An 18093-nucleotide genomic window follows, 5' to 3' on the forward strand; every position below is an offset into this window, starting at 1 on the left:
GAGGCCGGCGGACAGCGCGCTCAGGCCGCGCTCAGGAGGGCGGGGGACAATGGGGCCCATGCAGAGCGTCCGCGACGTCGTCATCCTCGGCTCGACCGGGTCGGTGGGCGTCCAGGCCATCGACGTCGTCCGGCGCAACCCGGACCGGTTGCGCGTCACCGGGCTGGCCGCCGGCGGCTCCGACCCCGCCGCGCTGGCCGCGCAGGCGCTCGAGCTGGGCGCCGAGACCGTCGCGGTCGCCAAGGCCGGCGCCGCCGAGGACCTGCTGCTCGCCTTCTACGCCGCGGCCCGCGAGCGCGGGTACGAGACGGGCGACCATCGCGTCCCCAAGGTGCTGGCCGGCCCCGACGCCGCCGCCGAACTGGCCGCCACCCAGGACGCCGACGTCGTCCTCAACGCGATCACCGGCTCCATCGGCCTCGCGCCCACGCTCGCCGCGCTCGAGGCCGGCCGCACCCTGGCGCTGGCGAACAAGGAGTCGCTCATCGCCGGCGGCACGCTGGTCAAGCAGAAGGCGAAGCCCGGCCAGATCGTCCCCGTCGACAGCGAGCACAGCGCCCTCGCCCAGTGCCTGCGCTCCGGCACGAGCACCGAGGTGCGCAAGCTCGTCCTCACCGCCAGCGGCGGCCCGTTCCGCGGCCGCACGCGCGCCCAGATGACCGATGTCACACCGGAGCAGGCGCTGGCCCACCCCACATGGAGCATGGGCCCGGTCGTCACCATCAACTCCGCCAACCTCGTGAACAAGGGCCTCGAGCTCATCGAGGCGCACCTGCTGTTCGACGTCGCGTTCGACGCCATCGAGGTCGTCGTGCACCCGCAGTCGATCGTCCACTCCATGGTCGAGTTCGTCGACGGGTCCACGATCGCGCAGGCCAGCCCGCCCGACATGCGCATCCCCATCGCGCTGGCGCTGTCCTGGCCGGACCGCCTGGCCGACGCCGCACCGGCCTGCGACTGGACGACGGCGTCCACCTGGGAGTTCCTGCCGCTCGACGACGAGGCGTTCCCCGCGGTCGAGCTGGCGCGCGCGGCCGGCACCCGCGGGGGACTGGCGCCCGCCGTCTACAACGCCGCCAATGAGGAGTGCCTGGCCGCGTTCGTCGCGGGGCGCCTGCGGTTTCCGGGCATCGTGGACACCATCGCCCGTATCCTTGACGAGTACGGTGGTGGTGACGCGCGGAGCGTCGACGACGTGGCGGCCGCTGAGCACTGGGCGCGTGCCCGGGCCCGCGAGCTCGCCGGATCGGAAGAGGAACGCTGATGGACCTGCTGGCCGTCGTCGGCATCCTGCTCTTCGCCGTCGGGCTGATCGTCTCGATCGCTCTGCACGAGATCGGCCACCTCGTGCCGGCCAAGCTGTTCGGCGTCAAGGTCAGCCAGTACATGATCGGCTTCGGCCGGACGGTGTGGTCGCGCAAACGAGGCGAGACCGAGTACGGCTTCAAGGCCGTCCCGCTGGGCGGCTACGTCCGCATGATCGGCATGTTCCCGCCCGAGCCCGGCGGCGACGGCACCCAGCTGCGACAGTCGAGCACCGGGCTGTTCCAGACCATGGCCCGCGACGCCCGCACCGCCTCGCGTGAAGAGATCGGGCCCAACGACGGCGACCGCGTCTTCTACCGCAAGGCCTGGTGGAAGAAGCTCATCATCATGCTCGGCGGGCCGGCCATGAACGTCGTCCTGGCCATCGTCCTCGCCGGCGGCGTGCTCATGACGTTCGGCAACCCCGACAAGCCGGTGTTCGCCCCCGTCGTCAGCGTCGTCAACGAGTGCGTCATCCCGGCGTCGCAGGCCGCCGAGGCCGGCGACGACTGCACCGGCTTCCCCGACGCGCCCGCGGCGGCGGCCGGCATCCTGCCCGGCGACCGCGTCCTCGAGATCGAGGGCACGGCCGTCAGCAGCTGGGCCGAGGTCTCGGCCGCCATCCAGGCCGCGGGCGAGGGCCCCATGCCCATGGTCATCGAGCGCGACGGGCAGCGGATGAACCTCACGCCCGAGCTCATCATGGCCGAGCGGCCCGATCCCGACGGTCCCGAAGGGGCCACCGTCGACACCAGCTTCCTCGGCATCGCCCCCACGCTCGACCACTTCCAGCAGGAGTCCGTCGGCGGCACGCTCGCCTGGACCGGCGGCTTCATCAGCAACACCGCCGAAGCCATGTCGCGCATCCCGCAGCGCATGGTCGACGTGTGGGACGCCGCGTTCGGCGGCGGCGAGCGCAACCCCGAGACTCCGGTCAGCATCGTCGGCGCCGGGCGCATCGGCGGCGAGATCGCGTCGGCCGACGGTCTCACCGCGGCGCAGCGGGTGGCCACGTTCGTCATGATGCTGGCCTCGTTCAACATGGCCATCGCCATCTTCAACCTCGTGCCGCTGCTGCCGCTCGACGGCGGGCATGCCGCCGGCGCCATCTGGGAGGCCATCAAGCGGGCCTTCGCCAAGGTGTTCCGCCGGCCCGAGCCGCAGCCGGTCGACGTCGCCAAGGCGCTGCCGCTGGCCTACGGCGTCGCCGTCGTCCTCATCGGCATGAGCGCGCTGCTGATCTACGCCGACCTCGTCAACCCCGTCCGGCTACTGGGCTAGAGCGCAAGGAGAGAGTGGAATTCGCATGAACGTCGCCCTGGGGATGCCGCAGCTGCCGCCGCCCGTGCTCGCGCCGCGCCGGCCGTCGCGCAAGATCCATGTCGGCAAGGTCGAGGTGGGCGGCGACGCCCCCGTCAGCGTGCAGTCCATGACCACCACGCCGACCACCGACATCAACGCGACGCTGCAGCAGATCGCCGAGCTGACGGCGGCCGGCTGCGACATCGTCCGGGTGGCGGTGCCCAGCGCCGACGACGCCGACGCGCTGCCCGCCATCGCGAAGAAGTCGCAGATCCCCGTCATCGCCGACATCCACTTCCAGCCCAAGTACGTGTTCGCGGCCATCGACGCCGGCTGTGCCGCCGTCCGCGTCAACCCCGGCAACATCAAGAAGTTCGACGACAAGGTCGGCGAGATCGCCAAGGCCGCCAAGGACGCCGGCATCTCGCTGCGCATCGGCGTCAACGCCGGCTCGCTCGACCCGCGGCTGCTCGCGAAGTACGGCAAGGCCACTCCCGAGGCGCTGGTCGAGTCGGCCGTCTGGGAGGCGTCGCTGTTCGAGGAGCACGACTTCCACGACTTCAAGATCTCGGTCAAGCACAACGACCCGGTCGTCATGGTCCGCGCCTACGAGCTGCTGGCCGAGCGCGGCGACTGGCCGCTGCACCTCGGCGTCACCGAGGCCGGCCCGGCGTTCCAGGGGACCATCAAGTCGGCGACGGCGTTCGGCGCGCTGCTGAGCAAGGGCATCGGCGACACCATCCGTGTCTCGCTGTCCGCGCCCCCGGTCGAAGAGGTCAAGGTCGGCAACCAGATCCTGCAGTCGCTGAACCTGCGCCCGCGCAAGCTCGAGATCGTGTCCTGCCCGTCCTGCGGCCGCGCCCAGGTCGACGTCTACACCCTGGCCGACCGCGTCACCGCGGGCCTGGAGGGCATGGAGGTCCCGCTGCGGGTCGCCGTCATGGGCTGCGTGGTGAACGGCCCGGGCGAGGCGCGCGAGGCCGATCTCGGCGTAGCATCCGGCAACGGCAAGGGCCAGATCTTCGTCCGGGGCGAAGTGATCAAGACGGTGCCCGAGTCCGAGATCGTCGAGACGCTGATCGAAGAGGCCATGCGGATCGCCGAGACCATGGAGGACGCCGGCGGCGACGGCGGCCCCGTGGTGACCGTCGCCTGACGGCGGCACCGCGGCACGGCGGCGGTCGCACGGGGAGCTCGGGGGAGAGGGGGCGACGTGCTCAGTACGTCGACGGCGGTGCGCCCGCTGAGCCAGGCCGACCTGGACGACGCCACCGCGCTGCTCGACCGCGACCCCTGCCTCGACGTGTTCGTCGGCTCGCGCGTGCACGCGTCCGGGCTGGCGCCCACCCGGCTGGCCGGCGAGCTGTGGGGCTACTACGAGGACTACCGGCTGCGCTCGCTGTGCTACTCCGGCGCCAACCTCGTGCCGGTGGCCGCGTCGGCCCGGGCCGCCCGCACGTTCGCCGACCTCGCCGTCCGCCGCGGCCGCCGGTGCTCGTCCATCGTCGGGCCGGCCGACGCCGTCCTCTCCATGTGGGACCTGCTGCGCCCCGAATGGGGCCCGGCCCGCGAGGTCCGCGCGTGCCAGCCGGTCATGGCGCTACGCTCGCGGCCCGCCGTCGAGCCCGACCCGCTGGTGCGCCGGGTGCGGCCCGACGAGATCGACATTCTGCTGCCGGCCGCCGTCGCGATGTTCACCGAAGAGGTCGGCGTCTCGCCCACGGGTACCGACGGCGGCGCCTACTACCGGGCCCGGCTCACCGAACTGGTCCGGGCCGGCCGCGCGTTCGCCCGGTTCGAGGACGGCGAGATCGTGTTCAAGGCCGAGATCGGCGCCGTCACGCCGCACGCCTGCCAGGTGCAGGGGGTGTGGGTGCGGCCCGACCGGCGCGGCGAGCGGCTCTCCGTCGGCGGCATGGCGGCGGTGGCCGAGCACGCGCTGCGCGAGATCGCGCCCGCCGTCACGCTCTACGTCAACGACTTCAACGTGGCCGCCCGCGGCGCGTACCGCCGGGTCGGCTTCGCCGAGGTCGGCCGCTTCGCGACCATCATGTTCTGAAGACGGCCGTGCGCATCACCTTCGTCAGGCACACTGGTCGGCGATGAACCGCCGACTCGCCCGTCGCACCGCTGCCGCCGCCGTCTCCGTCCTGCTCGTCGCGGGGTGTGGTGGGGCCGACGGCGACGGCCCCGGCGCCGCTCGTTCGTCCCCGCCGGACCCGACGATGTCGCCGTCGCCGAGCCCCACCCCTGCGCCGGCCCCCGATCCGCGCGCGTTCACGCTGGTCGCGACCGGCGACGTGCTGTTGCACGAGCGGCTGTGGAACCAGGCCCGCACCGACGCCGGGCCGGGCGAGGAGATGGACTTCGCGCCGCAGCTGGCGAACATCGCACCGATCGTCCAGGGTGCGAGCCTGGCCGTCTGCCACCTCGAGGTGCCGCTGGCGCCGGCCGGCGGGCCCTACGAGGGCTACCCGACGTTCTCCGGGCCGCCGCAGGTCGCGACCGCGCTGGCCGAGACCGGCTACGACGCCTGCACCACCGCGTCGAACCACACCTTCGACCAGGGCGCCGCCGGGGTCGATCGCACGCTCGACGCCCTCGACGCCGCCGGGCTCGCGCACGCCGGCTCGGCCCGCACGCCCGAGGAGTCGCAGGCCATCACGCACGTCACCGTGCCCGTGACGGGCGGCGACCCCGTCGACGTCGCGCTGTTGTCGTACACGTTCGGCTTCAACGGCATCCCGGCGCCCGGCGGCGAGACCTGGCGCGGCCACGAGATCGAGCCCGCCCGCATCCTCGCCGACGCCGCCACCGCCCGGTCCGAGGGCGCCGACGTCGTCGTCGCGGCCCTGCACTGGGGCGACGAGTACGTCCACGAGCCCAACGCGCTGCAGAGCGAGCTCGCGCCCGAGCTCATCGCGTCGCCCGACATCGACCTGCTGCTCGGCCACCACGCGCACGTCGTCCAGCCGATGGAGAACATCGGCGGCGAGTGGGTCGTCTACGGCATGGGCAACCTCATGGCCAACCACGCCGAGCCCGAAGGCCCGAAGGCCGAGGGGCTGCTCACCCGGTTCACGTTCACCGAGTCCGCCGGCGGCACGGGGGCGTTCACCGTCACCGGCGCCGAGTTCCTGCCGCTGTACCAGACCTACCAGCCGCCGGTCGAGGTGCTCGACGTGCCCGCCGCGCTCGCCAGTGGCGACACCGGAACCGCCTCGGCGGCCCGGCTGCGGCAGGCCCGCGACCGCACCACCGAGATCGTGCTGAGCCGCGGCGGCGCGGCCGCCGGGGCGACGCTGCTGGGATCCCCGTGACCACCCGCTGAGCGGGCGGTTATCCTCGTCCTTCGTTCCCATCGTCTCGCGAGCCAGTTGGAGCTCTCCGTGATCCTGCGCATGTCGACGTTGTTCCTGCGAACCCTGCGCGAGGATCCGGTCGACGCCGAGGTGCCGAGCCACAAGCTGCTCGTTCGCGCCGGGTACGTCCGCCGAGCGGCGCCCGGCATCTACTCCTGGCTGCCGCTGGGTTACACGGTGCTGCGCAACATCGAGAACATCGTGCGCGAAGAGATGAACGCCATCGGCGCGCAGGAGGTGCATTTCCCGGCCCTGCTGCCGCGCGAGCCCTATGAGGCCAGTAACCGGTGGGAGGAGTACGGCGACACCATCTTCCGGCTCAAGGACCGCAAGGGCGGCGACTACCTGCTCGGCCCCACGCACGAAGAGATGTTCACGCTGCTGGTGAAGGACCTGTACTCGTCGTACAAGGACCTCCCGCTGTCGCTGTACCAGATCCAGACGAAGTACCGCGACGAGGCCCGGCCGCGCGCGGGCATCCTGCGCGGCCGCGAGTTCGTCATGAAGGACTCCTACTCCTTCGACGTCTCCGACGAGGCGTTCATGCACTCCTACCTGGCCCATCGCGGGGCCTACATCAAGATCTTCGACCGGCTCGGCCTCGACTACGTCATCGTCAAGGCGACGTCTGGCGCCATGGGCGGCTCGGCCAGCGAGGAGTTCCTGGTCACGGCCGAGAACGGCGAGGACACCTACGTCCGCTCGCCCGGTGGCTACGCCGCCAACGTCGAGGCCGTCACCACGCCCGTCCCGCCGCCGCTGTCCTACGAGGACACGCCCGCCGCGCACGCCGAGGACACCCCCGACACACCGACCATCCAGACCCTGGTCGACCACCTCAACGAGCGGTTCCCGCGCGGCGACCGGCCCTGGCAGGCGTCGGACACCCTCAAGAACGTGCTGGTCGTCCTGCACCACCCCGACGGCTCGCGGGAGCCCTTGGCCATCGGCGTGCCCGGCGACCGCGAGGTCGACGAGAAGCGGCTGCAGGCCCAGGTCGAGCCGGCCGCCGTCGAGCCGTTCACCGAGGACGACTTCGCCGCGCACCCCGCTCTGGCCCGCGGCTACATCGGCCCGGGCGTCCTGGGCGAGAAGAACGCGTCCGGCATCCGCTACCTCGTCGACCCCCGCGTCGTCGAGGGCACCCGCTGGGTCACGGGCGCCGACACCCCCGGCAAGCACGTCATCGACCTCGTGGCCGGGCGCGACTTCACGCCCGACGGCACCATCGAGGCCGCCGAGGTGCGCGCCGGCGACCCCGCGCCCGACGGCTCCGGGCCGCTCGAGACCGCGCGCGGCATCGAGATGGGGCACATCTTCCAGCTCGGCCGGAAGTACTCCGACGCGCTGGGCCTGCAGGTGCTCGACGAGAACGGCAAGCTGGTCACCGTCACCATGGGCTCCTACGGCGTCGGCGTCTCGCGCGCCGTCGCGGCCATCGTCGAGAACTCCCACGACGAGCTGGGCATCATCTGGCCGCGCGAGGTCGCACCGGCCGACGTGCACCTCGTCGCGACCGGCAAGGACGACGCGGTGTTCGAGGCGGCGGCCGGGATCGCCGCGGAGCTCGACGCGGCCGGGGTCCGGGTCATGTTCGACGACCGCCGCGGCGTCAGCCCGGGCGTGAAGTTCAAGGACTCCGAGCTCATCGGCGTGCCGACCATCGTCGTGGTGGGGCGCGGGCTGGCCGACGGCGTCGTCGAGATCAAGGACCGCGCCACCGGCGAGCGCGAGGAGGTCGCCGTCGGCGCCGTCGTCGACCGGCTGCGCGCGATCGTCGCAGAATAGGGGCATGACGGGACCGCTCCTGGGCGAGTACCCGGCCGGCGCCGCACACCCGGCGCTGGCCGGCGACGTGGTCGGCTACTGCGGCTACGTCGAGCACTCGGCGGTCCCGGTCCGGCGGCGCGAGCTGCCCGGTCCACGGGTGCCGGTCATCGTCAGCTTCGGCGACACGCTGTCGGTGCGATCGCCCGGTTTCAGCGGCGAGCTGACCGCGTTCGTCGCCGGGTTCCACGACACCTTCGCCGTCACGGAGTTCGTCGGGGCCCAGCGCGGCCTGCAGATCGACCTCACGCCGCTGGGCGCGCACCGGCTGCTCGGCCTGGCCGGCCGCGACCTGCGCGACGGCGCCCTGCGGCTGGGCGATGTGCTCGGGCGGTCCGGCGACGAGCTCGTCGAGCGGCTGGCGGCGGCGCCGGACTGGCCGTCGCGGTTCGCGCTGGCCGATTCGTTCCTGCTGCGCCGGCGCGAGGCCGCTCCGGTGGCCGACCCCGAGGTGGGGTGGGCATGGGACCGGCTCGTGCGCTCCGGCGGGCGCGTGCGCATCGCCGCCCTGGCCGGCGAGGTCGGCTGGAGCCGGCGCCACCTGGCCGGCCGGTTCCGGCACCAGACCGGGCTCGGCCCGAAGGAGGCGGCTCGGGTGCTGCGGTTCGCGCGCGCCGTGCGGCGCCTCGGCGGGGCGCCGCCGGGGGCGCTGAGCGACCTCGCCGCCGACACCGGCTACGCCGACCACAGCCATCTGGTCCGCGAGTTCCACGCCCTGGCCGGCTGCACCCCGTCGCAGCTGGCCGCGGAGCTGAGCGGTGCGTCCGTCGTTCCCGTATGATCCCCTCATGCATCGGTTGTTCCCGATCACCCCGCCCCCCGCTTCCTAGCGGGGCGCGTCTCTCAGCGCGCCGGCTGCCCCTCTGACGGGTGGCCGGCTTCTTCGCGCATTCCTGTTGTCGTGTCCCGCTCCCGCGCGCCTCTTTCTCTTCTCGTCGCAGGAGCTGATCCGTGGAACACACTCGTACGCTCACACCTTCGTCGTCGCGCACCGACCTGCTCTCGGTCGTGGGCGCCGGCGTGCTCTGGGGGACCGGAGGCCTGACCGGCGTCCTCCTCATCGACCGCACCGGCCTCGGCGTGCTCGCCGTCGCCGCCTATCGGCTGCTCGTCGGCGGCGGGCTGGTCGCCCTGTGGCTGCTGGCCACCGGCCGGCTCACCACGCTGCGGCTGGGCGGGCGCGGCGTCCGGCGGCTGGTGCTGCTCGGCGCCCTGGCCGCGCTGTACCAGAGCTGCTACTTCGCCGCCGTCTCGCTGACCTCGGTCAGCCTGGCGACCCTCGTCACCCTCGGCGCGTCGCCCGTGCTCGTCGTCGCCGCCGAGGCGGTCCTCGGGCGGCGGCGGCCGTCGGGGCGGATCCTGGTGGCGATCGCGACGGCGATCGCCGGCCTGGGGTTGCTGGTCGGCACGCCGGCGGCCGGCGACCCGGGGGCGGTGCTGGCCGGGACGGCGTGCGCGCTCGGCTCGGCGGCCGGGTTCGCCGCCATCACCATGCTGGGCGCCCGTCCCGTCGACGACCTCGGGCCGCTGCCGACGGCGGGCCTGTCGTTCTGCGCCGGCGGCCTGGTGCTGCTGCCGGTCGCGGCGCTCACCGGCGGTGTCACCGTCGAGCTGGACGGGCCGACGGTGGCGCTGCTGCTCTACCTGGGGCTGGCGCCGACGGCGCTGGCCTACGGCCTGTACTTCACCGGCCTGCGCACGGTCGCGACCGGCTCGGCGGCGCTGATCTCGCTGCTGGAGCCGATCACGGCCGCCGTCCTGGGCGCCGTCGTGCTGGACGAGCGGCTCGGCGCGGCCGGGCTGGCCGGTGCGGTGCTCATCGGCGCGGCCGTGCTGATGACGACGACGGGTCGACGCCGCTAGCGTGGGGTCATGGACGAGCCCGAGTACGACTACGACCTGCTCGTCATCGGCTCCGGGCCCGGTGGGCAGAAGGCGGCCATCGGAGCGGCCAAGCTGGGCAAACGGGCGTGCGTGGTCGAGCGCCGGCACATGATCGGCGGCGTGTGCGTCAACACCGGGACCATCCCGTCGAAGACGCTGCGCGAGGCCGTGCTGTATCTCACCGGTCTGTCCATGCGCGAGCTCTACGGCCAGTCGTACCGCGTCAAGCACGAGATCACGGTGCAGGACCTGCTCGCCCGCACCCAGCACGTCATCGGCCGCGAGATCGAGGTGGTGCGGGCGCAGCTGTTCCGCAACCACGTCGATCTCGTGGTCGGCTCCGGCCGCTTCGTCGACCCGCACACCGTCGCCGTCGAGGGGCCGGGGGAGCGCCGTCAGGTCACCGCCGCGAACATCGTCATCGCGACGGGAACCACCCCGGCCCGCCCGGCCCACGTCGAGTTCGACGACGGCAGGGTGGTCGACTCCGACGGCATCCTCACGATCGAGCGCATCCCCGACTCCATGGTGGTCGTCGGGGCCGGCGTCATCGGCATCGAGTACGCGTCGATGTTCGCCGCCCTCGGCACCCGCGTCACCGTCGTCGAGAAGCGGGCGCAGATGCTCGAGTTCTGCGACCCCGAGGTGGTCGAGTCGCTCAAGTTCCACCTGCGCGACCTCTCGGTGACGTTCCGGTTCGGCGAAGAGGTCGAGAAGGTCGAGATCGGCTCGCGCGGCACCGTCACGACCCTGGCCAGCGGCAAGCGGATCCCGGCCGAGACCGTCATGTACTCGGCCGGCCGGCAGGGCGTCACCGCCGAGCTGGGGCTGGCGAACGCCGGCCTCGAGGCCGACGGCCGCGGCCGCATCACCGTCGACGGCCAGTACCGCACGACGGTGCCGCACATCTTCGCCGTCGGCGACGTCATCGGCTTCCCGGCGCTGGCCGCCACCAGCATGGACCAGGGCCGGCTGGCGTCGCTGCACGCGTTCGGCGAGCCGGCCAACGAGCTGCGCGAGATCCAGCCCATCGGCATCTACACCATCCCCGAGATCTCCTACTGCGGCCGCACCGAGGTCGAGCTGACCCAGGAGGCGGTCCCGTACGAGGTCGGCATCTCCCGCTACCGCGAGCTCGCCCGCGGCCAGATCGTGGGCGACTCCTACGGCATGTTGAAACTGCTGGTCAGCCCGACGACCCGGCACATCCTGGGCGTGCACGTCTTCGGCACGGGCGCCGCCGACCTCGTGCACATCGGCCAGGCGGTCATGGGCTGCGGCGGCACCGTCGACTACCTCGTCGACACCGTGTTCAACTTCCCGACTCTGTCCGAGGCCTACAAGGTCGCCGCGCTGGACGTCACCAACAAGCTCCGCGCCCTGGAACGCTTCGACCTCTAGCAGCCCGAATAACCGGTTAAGGCCTGGGTACGGTTACGGCATGAGACACGCAGCCAAGACCAGGCACCTGTTCCGCGACGTCGGCGGGCTGCGGGTGCACTACCGCGAGACGGGCATCCCGTCGTCGACGGCGGTGCTGCTCCTGCACGGCTTCCCGGCCTCGTCGCACTCGTTCCGCGCGGTGCTCCCCGTGCTGGGCGAGCACTTCTACACCGTCGCGCCGGACATGCCCGGGTTCGGGTTCTCCGACGCGCCGCCGCCGGACGAGTACGAGTACACCTACGAGCGGTTGTCGGAGGCCATCGAGGCCCTGGTCGACGACCTGGGCGTCCGGCGCTACGTCCTCTACGTGACCGACTACAGCACGCCGGTCGGATATCTCATGGCCCTGCGCCACCCGGAGCGGATCCTGGGGCTGGTCGTGCAGAACGGCAACACGCACGAGGCGGGCATGGGCGAGACCTGGGACACCGCGCGCCGGTACTGGGCGGAGCCGACCGAGGAGAACCGCGCGGCGCTGCCCGACTGGCTGACCTTCGAAGGCACCCGCGACCAGTACCTCAGCGGGCTGTCGCCGGACCTGCAGGCCCTGCAGCCGCGCGAGACGTGGCACCTCGACTGGGAGCGGCTCACACGGCCCGGCAACGTCGAGGCGCACTTCCAGCTCTTCGTCGACTACCAGCACCACGTGGCCCGTTTCCCCGAGATCGCCGCCTTCCACCGCGAGCACCAGCCGCCGTGCCTGGTGCTGTGGGGCCGCCACGACGTCTACTTCGACATCGCGGAGGTCCTGGCCTACCACGAGGAGATGGAGACCCTCGAGGCGCACATCTACGACGGCGGGCACCTCTTCCTCGAGACCCACGCCGCCGAGGTCGCGGAGCAGCTCGTCGCCTTCGTCGGCGACGTGCTCGACGCCGCGAGGACGGGCTAGACCCGGCCGTCGAGGCCGGGGAAGGCGGCCGGGGAGCCGCCCCACGCCAGCGCCTGGACCGCGGCCGCGACCACGCCGCGGACGGCGAACTCGCGCAGCTCGGGCGAGTCCGCGGCGCCGACGAGGTCGGCGTACAGGGCGCCGAGGCGTTCCTCCAGCAACACCGCCAGCGCCGCCGCGGATGCCTCGTCGGTGACGGGGGAGGGCAGCGCGTAGCCGGGCTCGGCGGCGACGGGATCGGCGTCGGCCGCGCGGATCAGCGCTGCCAGCGCATCGCGGCGCGCACGATGGGCCGCCAGCGCGGCATGGGCCGATTCTGCGCCGTCGGCCAGGTGCGCGCCGGCCACGCCGTAGCCGTAGACGCACGCGTGCTCGCCCGCCAGTGCCGCCTGAGCTGCGTCGATACTCATCCGAGCAGCACCCCGTGACCGGCCTCGGAGGCGGCGATCGACGCGAGGACGGCGGCCAGCCGCGGCCCGGACGCCGCCAGGCAGGCCACGACACACGCGTCGGCAGCGGCCCGTTCCGCCTCGGCGACGGCGGCCAGCGCGGCGCCCGCCTCGCCCGGGACCTCCGGCGCCGCGGCCTCGGGTGCATCAGGAGCGGAGCCGAACGGCAGCGGCCCGTCGTCGCCGAGAACGGTGAGATGCTCCTCGTGGTGCGCGGTCAGCGGCGCGAGCCGCCCGTCCAGGTCCGGATGGGCGGCGACGGTGGCCGCGTGCAGCGCCAGCAACCGCTGCTCGGACGCCACCGCGCGCCACCGCAGCTTCACGTCCGCGTCGAGCGACGAGCGTGCCCCGGGCGCGGCCTTCGGACGCGGGTCGGCGGCGCACCCCGGCAGCGCGACGAGAGCGGCGGCACCCAGCACCGGAGCCCCGGCCACCAGCGCGAGCAGCCGCCGCCGGCCGTCGTCCACCCTCTGCGTCACGGGGGACACCGTAACCGGTGAGAACCCGCGCTTGGATCACCGGCCGGAGCTGTAGTCTTGGCTACTCTTGGCGGCAGGGAGTCAAGAACACGGCCAACCCATGAGACACCATGAGACAACTCGACATCGAGGAAGGGGCACCCGATGACATCGGCCACCCGTGACCTTCTGCAGCAGGTCATCGAGCCCGTGGTGACGTCAGAGGGGCTCGACCTCGAGGAGCTCGAGCTGTCCCAGGCGGGTCGCCGCAGCCGGCTGCGCATCATCGTCGATGCCGACGGCGGGGTCGACCTCGACCGCTGCGCCGAGGTGTCGCGGCACATCGCCAAGGTGCTCGACGACTCCGACGTCATGGGCGACCACGCGTACACCCTCGAGGTCAGCTCGCCGGGCGTCTCCCGGCCGCTGACCCTCCCGCGGCACTGGTCGCGGGCGACGGGCCGGCTGGTGCGCGCCGTCCTGCACGACGGCGGCGACGTCACCGGCCGGGTGGTGTCGGCGGGAGACCACTCCGCCGTGCTCGACGTCGACGGCGACAGCCGCGAGCTGGCGTACGCCGACGTCCGCAGGGCCAAGGTTCAGGTCGAGTTCCGGAAGACCGACGACTCCGAGCTCGACGATTTCGAGGAAGAGGACTGAGAGCGTGGACATCGACCTTTCGCTCCTGAGAGCACTGGAGCGAGAGAAGGACATCTCCTTCGACCTGGTCGTCGAGGCGACGGAGCGCGCGCTGCTGCTCGCCTACCAGCGCTCCGAGAGCCACCAGCCGCGCGCCCGCGTCGAGCTGGACCGCAAGACCGGCCATGTCACCGTCTGGGCCCAGGAGCTCGACGAGGACGGCGCCGTCGTGCGCGAGTGGGACGACACCCCCGCCGGCTTCGGCCGCATCGCCGCCACCACCGCGAAGCAGGAGATCCTGCAGCGGCTGCGCGACGCCGAGGACGAGAACACGTTCGGCGACTTCCTCGACCGCGAGGGCGAGATCGTCTCCGGCACCATCCAGCAGGGCCGCGACCCCCGCACGGTCATGGTCAGCCTCGGCAAGGTCGAGGCGGTGCTGCCGCCGGCCGAGCAGGTGCCGGGCGAGCGCTACGAGCACGGCAGCCGCATCCGCTGCTACGTCGTACAGGTGCGCAAGGGCCAGCACGGCCCCGTCATCACGGTGTCGCGCACGCACCCCAACCTGGTGAAGAAGCTGTTCGTGCTCGAGGTACCCGAGATCGCCGACGGCACGGTGCAGATCGCCGGCATCGCCCGCGAGGCCGGCCACCGCACGAAGATCGCCGTGTTCTCCACGGTGCCGGGGGTCAACGCCAAGGGCGCCTGCATCGGCCCCATGGGCTCGCGGGTCCGCGCGGTCATGTCCGAGCTGCACGGCGAGAAGATCGACATCATCGACTGGTCCGAGGACCCCGCTGAGCTGGTGGCCAACGCGTTGTCGCCGGCTCGCGTGCAGCGGGTCGAGATCGTCGACGCGGCCGCGCGGTCGGCCCGGGTGACGGTGCCCGACTTCCAGCTCTCGCTGGCCATCGGGCGCGAGGGACAGAACGCGCGGCTGGCCGCCCGGCTCACCGGATGGCGCATCGACATCCGTCCCGACACCGAGCCGGAACCCGCCGATCGGGGCGCCGATGCGCCCGCGTGACCGTTCAGGCGTGATAGACGCTAAACTGTTCGAGTGAATGACCGCGCGACCGGCCGGTCACCTGTGCGCACCTGCGTGGGTTGCCGGTCCCGCGTGGTGAAGTCCGAACTGCTCCGCGTCGTCGCGGGCGGTGCCGGCGCCGAACGGGCGCTGGTTCCCGACCTCGGCGGCCGGCTACCGGGCCGGGGTGCGTACCTGCACCCGAGCCAGGAATGCCTCGACCTAGCCGAGCATCGTCGGGCGTTCTCGCGCGCACTTCGCGCCGAGGGGCCGCTCGACGGTGCTGAGCTGCGTCGATGGCTGGCCGAGCACGAGGAACGACCCGGTCGGCTGCCACGGCCGACCGGAACGGAAGAAGGAGACACGACGTGACGCTCACGAGCGCTCGATGAGCACGCAGCGATGAGCACGCGCACCACCTAGCCGGTCCGAGCCGACACGCCCGGGCCGAGAAGGAGAGCAGTGGCAAAGGTCCGGGTACACGAGCTCGCGAAAGAGCTCGGTGTGACGAGCAAGGATGTCCTCGGCAAGCTGGGCGACCTCGGGGAGTACGTCAAGTCGGCATCGTCGACTGTCGAGGCTCCCGTCGTCCGCAAGCTTCGCGACGCATTCGCCAATCAATCGACCGGCAAGGGAACCACGCGGTCTCCTGGCCGCCCTGGCCCCACGGCCAGGCCGGGAGCACCCACCCCCAGTCCCAGCACCAACGCCGCACCGGCGCCGGCACCCGCCGCGCCGGGGGCGAAGCCTGCCCCGCGTCCGGCCGCTCCGGCGCCCGCGGCCGAGCAGGCGGCTCCGGCCGCTCCGGCTGCGCCGCCCGCGTCCCGGCCGGCACCGAGCCCGGCTCCGGGCCCGCGTCCCGGCCCCGCAGCACCGCCCGCGGGCTCGCGCCCGAGCGGTGGCGACGGCCGTGGCCAGGGCCAGGGCGCACGTCCCGGCCAGGGCCAGCGTCCCGGTGGCGGCGACCGGCCGCGTCCGGGTTCGGGTTCGGACCAGGGTCAGCGGCCCGGCGGCGACCGGCCGCGTCCGGCCGGCGGCCCGAAGCCCGGCCCCGCCGCGCCGCGTCCGGCCGGCCCGCGTCCGGGCAACAACCCGTTCGGCGGCGAGAACACCGGCATGGGCCGGCCTCGTCCCGGCGGCGGCCCGCGTCCGGGCAACAACCCGTTCTCGTCCGGTGGCTCCACCGGCATGCAGCGTCCCGGCTCGCGCCGCGACGGCGAGGGCCGCGGCGCCCCCGGTCCGGGTGGCCCGCGTCCCAGCGCTCCGGCGCCGCGTCCGGGCGGTGGCGGTGGCGGCGGAGGCCCGCGTCCCAACCCCGGCATGATGCCGCCGCGCCCGTCGCAGCGGCCCGGCGGCGGCGGTGGCGGTGGCGGCGAGCGCGGCGGCCGTCCCGGCGGTGACCGCGGCGGCCGTCCCGGCGGCGGCGGCCGTCCCGGCGGTCCCGGTGGTGGCGGCGGTGGCCGTCCCGGTGGCGGCGGCGGCTTCGGTGGCGGCGGTGGCCGTCCCGGTGGCGGCGGTGGCTTCGGCGGCGGTCCGGGCGGCGGCGGTCGTCCCGGTGGCGGCGGTGGCCGCGGCCGCGGTGGCACGGCCGGCGCGTTCGGCCGTCCCGGCGGCAAGCCGGCCAAGAGCCGCAAGAGCAAGCGCCAGAAGCGCCAGGAATACGACAACATGCAGGCCCCGTCGATCGGCGGCGTGCGGCTGCCGCGCGGCAACGGCCAGGTCGTCCGGCTGCCCCGCGGCGCGTCGCTCGCCGACTTCGCCGAGCGCATCGACGTCGACCCCGCGCAGCTGGTCCAGGTCCTGTTCGGCCTCGGCGAGATGGTCACGGCCACCCAGTCGGTCGACGAAGACACCTTCCGGGTGCTGGGCGAGGAGCTCGGCTTCGAGATCCAGATGGTCTCGCCCGAGGACGAGGACCGCGAGCTGCTCGAGTCGTTCGACATCGACTTCGACGCCGAAGAGGGCGACGACGAGGCACTGGCGGCACGGCCGCCGGTGGTCACCGTCATGGGCCACGTCGACCACGGTAAGACGAAGCTGCTCGACGCGATCCGCAAGGAGAACATCGTCGAGTCCGAGGCCGGCGGCATCACCCAGCACATCGGTGCCTACCAGGTCTACGTCGAGCACGAGGGCGAGCAGCGGGCAATCACCTTCATCGACACCCCGGGTCACGAGGCGTTCACCGCCATGCGTGCCCGTGGTGCCCAGGTGACCGACATCGTCATCCTCGTGGTGGCGGCCGACGACGGCGTCATGCCGCAGACCATCGAGGCGCTGAACCACGCCCAGGCGGCCGGTGTGCCCATCGTCGTCGCGGTCAACAAGATCGACGTCGAGGGCGCCAACCCGTCGAAGATCCGCCAGCAGCTCACCGAGTACAACCTGGTGGCCGAGGAGTACGGCGGCGACACCATGTTCGTCGACGTCGCGGCGAAGCCGGGCATCAACATCGACAAGCTGCTCGAGGCCGTCCTGCTCACCGCGGACGCGGCGCTCGACCTGCGGGCCAACCCCGAGATGGACGCACGCGGCGTGGCGATCGAGGGTCACCTCGACCGCGGCCGCGGTCCGGTGGCGACCGTCCTGGTGCAGCGCGGCACGCTGCGTCCGGGCGACGCCATCGTCACCGGCCAGTCCTACGGCCGGGTGCGCGCCATGCTCGACGAGTACGGCAAGCCGGTCGAGGAGGCCCTGCCGTCGCGGCCGGTCCTCGTGCTCGGTCTCACCGCGGTGCCCGGCGCCGGCGACAAGTTCCTCGTCGCCGACGACGACCGCACCGCGCGCCAGATCGCCGAGAAGCGCGAGGCCATGGAGCGCAACGCCGCCCTGGCCAAGGCCCGCAAGCGGGTCACGCTCGAGAGCTTCATGGCCGAGAGCAAGGTCGAGACGCTGAACCTGATTCTCAAGGGCGATGTGTCCGGCTCGGTCGAGGCGCTCGAGGACGCGCTGCTCAAGATCGACGTGGGCGACGAGGTCAACCTCAACATCATCCACCGCGGCGTCGGCGCCATCACGGCCAACGACGTCAACCTCGCCTCCATCGACCAGGGCATCATCATCGGCTTCAACGTCCGGCCGCAGAGCCGGACGGTCGAGGACCTGGCCGACCGCGAGGGTGTCGAGATCCGGTACTACTCGGTCATCTACGCGGCGATCGAGGAGATCGAGGCGGCCCTCAAGGGCATGCTCAAGCCCGAGTTCGAAGAGGTCCAGCTCGGCACCGCCGAGATCCGCGAGGTGTTCCGGTCGTCCAAGGTCGGCAACATCGCCGGCTGCATGGTCACCGACGGCATCATGCGGCGCAACGCGTCGGCGCGGCTGGTCCGCGACGGCGTCGTGGTGGGCGAGGGCCTCACGATCGTGTCGCTGCGGCGCGAGAAGGACGACGTCACCGAGGTCCGCGACGGGTTCGAGTGCGGTATCAGCCTCGGCTCGTTCAACGACATCAAGGTCGGCGACCGCATCGAGACCTACGAGATGAAGGAGAAGCCGCGCGGCTGAC

The 18093-nt window shown here is 72.8% G+C and carries 16 protein-coding genes; 14 read left to right on the forward strand and 2 right to left on the reverse strand.

Annotation, left to right across the window (positions count from 1 at the left end):
- Positions 1-58 precede the first annotated feature (58 nt).
- From dxr to E1212_RS00565, 10 genes are all read left to right on the forward strand, one after another.
- Positions 59-1264 carry a 1-deoxy-D-xylulose-5-phosphate reductoisomerase gene (gene dxr / locus E1212_RS00520; protein ID WP_131977487.1) on the forward strand — a complete coding sequence of 402 codons (1206 nt, stop codon included), beginning with the start codon at positions 59-61 and terminating at the stop codon, positions 1262-1264.
- Complete coding sequence (locus E1212_RS00525; protein ID WP_131977490.1) at positions 1264-2586, forward strand: M50 family metallopeptidase; 1323 nt, start codon at positions 1264-1266, stop codon at positions 2584-2586. The genes dxr and E1212_RS00525 overlap by 1 nt, the downstream gene beginning before the upstream one ends.
- Before the next feature lie 25 nt (positions 2587-2611).
- Positions 2612-3763 (forward strand): flavodoxin-dependent (E)-4-hydroxy-3-methylbut-2-enyl-diphosphate synthase, encoded by a 1152-nt coding sequence (gene ispG, locus E1212_RS00530; protein ID WP_131977493.1) that lies wholly within the window; start codon positions 2612-2614, stop codon positions 3761-3763.
- 57 nt (positions 3764-3820) lie between these two features.
- On the forward strand, positions 3821-4666 hold the full coding sequence (locus tag E1212_RS00535) for a GNAT family N-acetyltransferase (protein WP_131977496.1): 846 nt from the start codon (positions 3821-3823) through the stop codon (positions 4664-4666).
- A gap of 43 nt (positions 4667-4709) precedes the next feature.
- A complete protein-coding gene (locus E1212_RS00540; RefSeq protein ID WP_131977499.1) occupies positions 4710-5927 on the forward strand; it encodes a CapA family protein in 1218 nt (405 codons plus the stop codon).
- A 69-nt stretch (positions 5928-5996) separates the two neighbouring features.
- Positions 5997-7757 carry a proline--tRNA ligase gene (locus E1212_RS00545; RefSeq protein ID WP_131977501.1) on the forward strand — a complete coding sequence of 587 codons (1761 nt, stop codon included), beginning with the start codon at positions 5997-5999 and terminating at the stop codon, positions 7755-7757.
- 4 nt (positions 7758-7761) lie between these two features.
- The gene (locus E1212_RS00550) at positions 7762-8577 is read left to right on the forward strand and encodes a helix-turn-helix domain-containing protein (RefSeq protein WP_131977504.1); all 816 of its coding nucleotides are present in this window, start codon (positions 7762-7764) and stop codon (positions 8575-8577) included.
- Positions 8578-8747: 170 nt separating this feature from the next.
- The gene (locus E1212_RS00555; RefSeq protein ID WP_203416092.1) at positions 8748-9659 is read left to right on the forward strand and encodes a DMT family transporter; all 912 of its coding nucleotides are present in this window, start codon (positions 8748-8750) and stop codon (positions 9657-9659) included.
- A 9-nt stretch (positions 9660-9668) separates the two neighbouring features.
- The gene (gene sthA, locus E1212_RS00560) at positions 9669-11081 is read left to right on the forward strand and encodes a Si-specific NAD(P)(+) transhydrogenase (protein ID WP_131977507.1); all 1413 of its coding nucleotides are present in this window, start codon (positions 9669-9671) and stop codon (positions 11079-11081) included.
- Positions 11082-11121: 40 nt separating this feature from the next.
- Positions 11122-12015 (forward strand): alpha/beta fold hydrolase, encoded by an 894-nt coding sequence (locus tag E1212_RS00565; protein ID WP_131977510.1) that lies wholly within the window; start codon positions 11122-11124, stop codon positions 12013-12015.
- Here the strand turns inward: E1212_RS00565 and E1212_RS00570 are convergent.
- Together E1212_RS00570 and E1212_RS00575 are read right to left on the reverse strand one after the other, a co-directional pair.
- Complete coding sequence (locus E1212_RS00570; RefSeq protein WP_131977513.1) at positions 12012-12425, reverse strand: DUF4439 domain-containing protein; 414 nt, start codon at positions 12423-12425, stop codon at positions 12012-12014. The genes E1212_RS00565 and E1212_RS00570 overlap by 4 nt on opposite strands.
- A complete protein-coding gene (locus tag E1212_RS00575; protein WP_131977516.1) occupies positions 12422-12943 on the reverse strand; it encodes a hypothetical protein in 522 nt (173 codons plus the stop codon). Before E1212_RS00575 ends, E1212_RS00570 begins: the two co-directional genes overlap by 4 nt.
- Before the next feature lie 144 nt (positions 12944-13087).
- On the opposite strand from E1212_RS00575, the gene rimP reads away from it, so the two are divergent.
- From rimP to infB, 4 genes are all read left to right on the forward strand, one after another.
- Entirely contained in the window at positions 13088-13582 is a 495-nt protein-coding gene (gene rimP, locus E1212_RS00580; protein ID WP_131977519.1) for a ribosome maturation factor RimP, read from the forward strand.
- 4 nt (positions 13583-13586) lie between these two features.
- On the forward strand, positions 13587-14588 hold the full coding sequence (gene nusA, locus E1212_RS00585) for a transcription termination factor NusA (protein WP_131977522.1): 1002 nt from the start codon (positions 13587-13589) through the stop codon (positions 14586-14588).
- A 75-nt stretch (positions 14589-14663) separates the two neighbouring features.
- Positions 14664-14960 (forward strand): YlxR family protein, encoded by a 297-nt coding sequence (locus tag E1212_RS00590; protein ID WP_275296141.1) that lies wholly within the window; start codon positions 14664-14666, stop codon positions 14958-14960.
- A 90-nt stretch (positions 14961-15050) separates the two neighbouring features.
- Positions 15051-18092: a translation initiation factor IF-2 gene (infB, locus tag E1212_RS30260; protein ID WP_131977525.1), complete on the forward strand. Its 3042-nt coding sequence runs from the start codon at positions 15051-15053 to the stop codon at positions 18090-18092.
- The last annotated feature ends 1 nt before the right edge of the window (position 18093 follow it).

It is taken from the genome of Jiangella ureilytica (genome assembly GCF_004348545.1).
GTDB classification, from domain to species: domain Bacteria; phylum Actinomycetota; class Actinomycetes; order Jiangellales; family Jiangellaceae; genus Jiangella; species Jiangella ureilytica.

Bases quoted from the DNA above. Each gene is read 5' to 3' on its own strand.
- E1212_RS00525 (WP_131977490.1), top strand. From the start codon at position 1,264: ATGGACCTGCTGGCCGTCGTCGGCATCCTGCTCTTCGCCGTCGGGCTG.
- E1212_RS00540 (WP_131977499.1), top strand. From the start codon at position 4,710: ATGAACCGCCGACTCGCCCGTCGCACCGCTGCCGCCGCCGTCTCCGTC.
- ispG (WP_131977493.1), top strand. From the start codon at position 2,612: ATGAACGTCGCCCTGGGGATGCCGCAGCTGCCGCCGCCCGTGCTCGCG.
- dxr (WP_131977487.1), top strand. From the start codon at position 59: ATGCAGAGCGTCCGCGACGTCGTCATCCTCGGCTCGACCGGGTCGGTG.
- E1212_RS00550 (WP_131977504.1), top strand. From the start codon at position 7,762: ATGACGGGACCGCTCCTGGGCGAGTACCCGGCCGGCGCCGCACACCCG.
- rimP (WP_131977519.1), top strand. From the start codon at position 13,088: ATGACATCGGCCACCCGTGACCTTCTGCAGCAGGTCATCGAGCCCGTG.
- sthA (WP_131977507.1), top strand. From the start codon at position 9,669: ATGGACGAGCCCGAGTACGACTACGACCTGCTCGTCATCGGCTCCGGG.
- E1212_RS00565 (WP_131977510.1), top strand. From the start codon at position 11,122: ATGAGACACGCAGCCAAGACCAGGCACCTGTTCCGCGACGTCGGCGGG.
- E1212_RS00570 (WP_131977513.1), bottom strand. From the start codon at position 12,425: ATGAGTATCGACGCAGCTCAGGCGGCACTGGCGGGCGAGCACGCGTGC.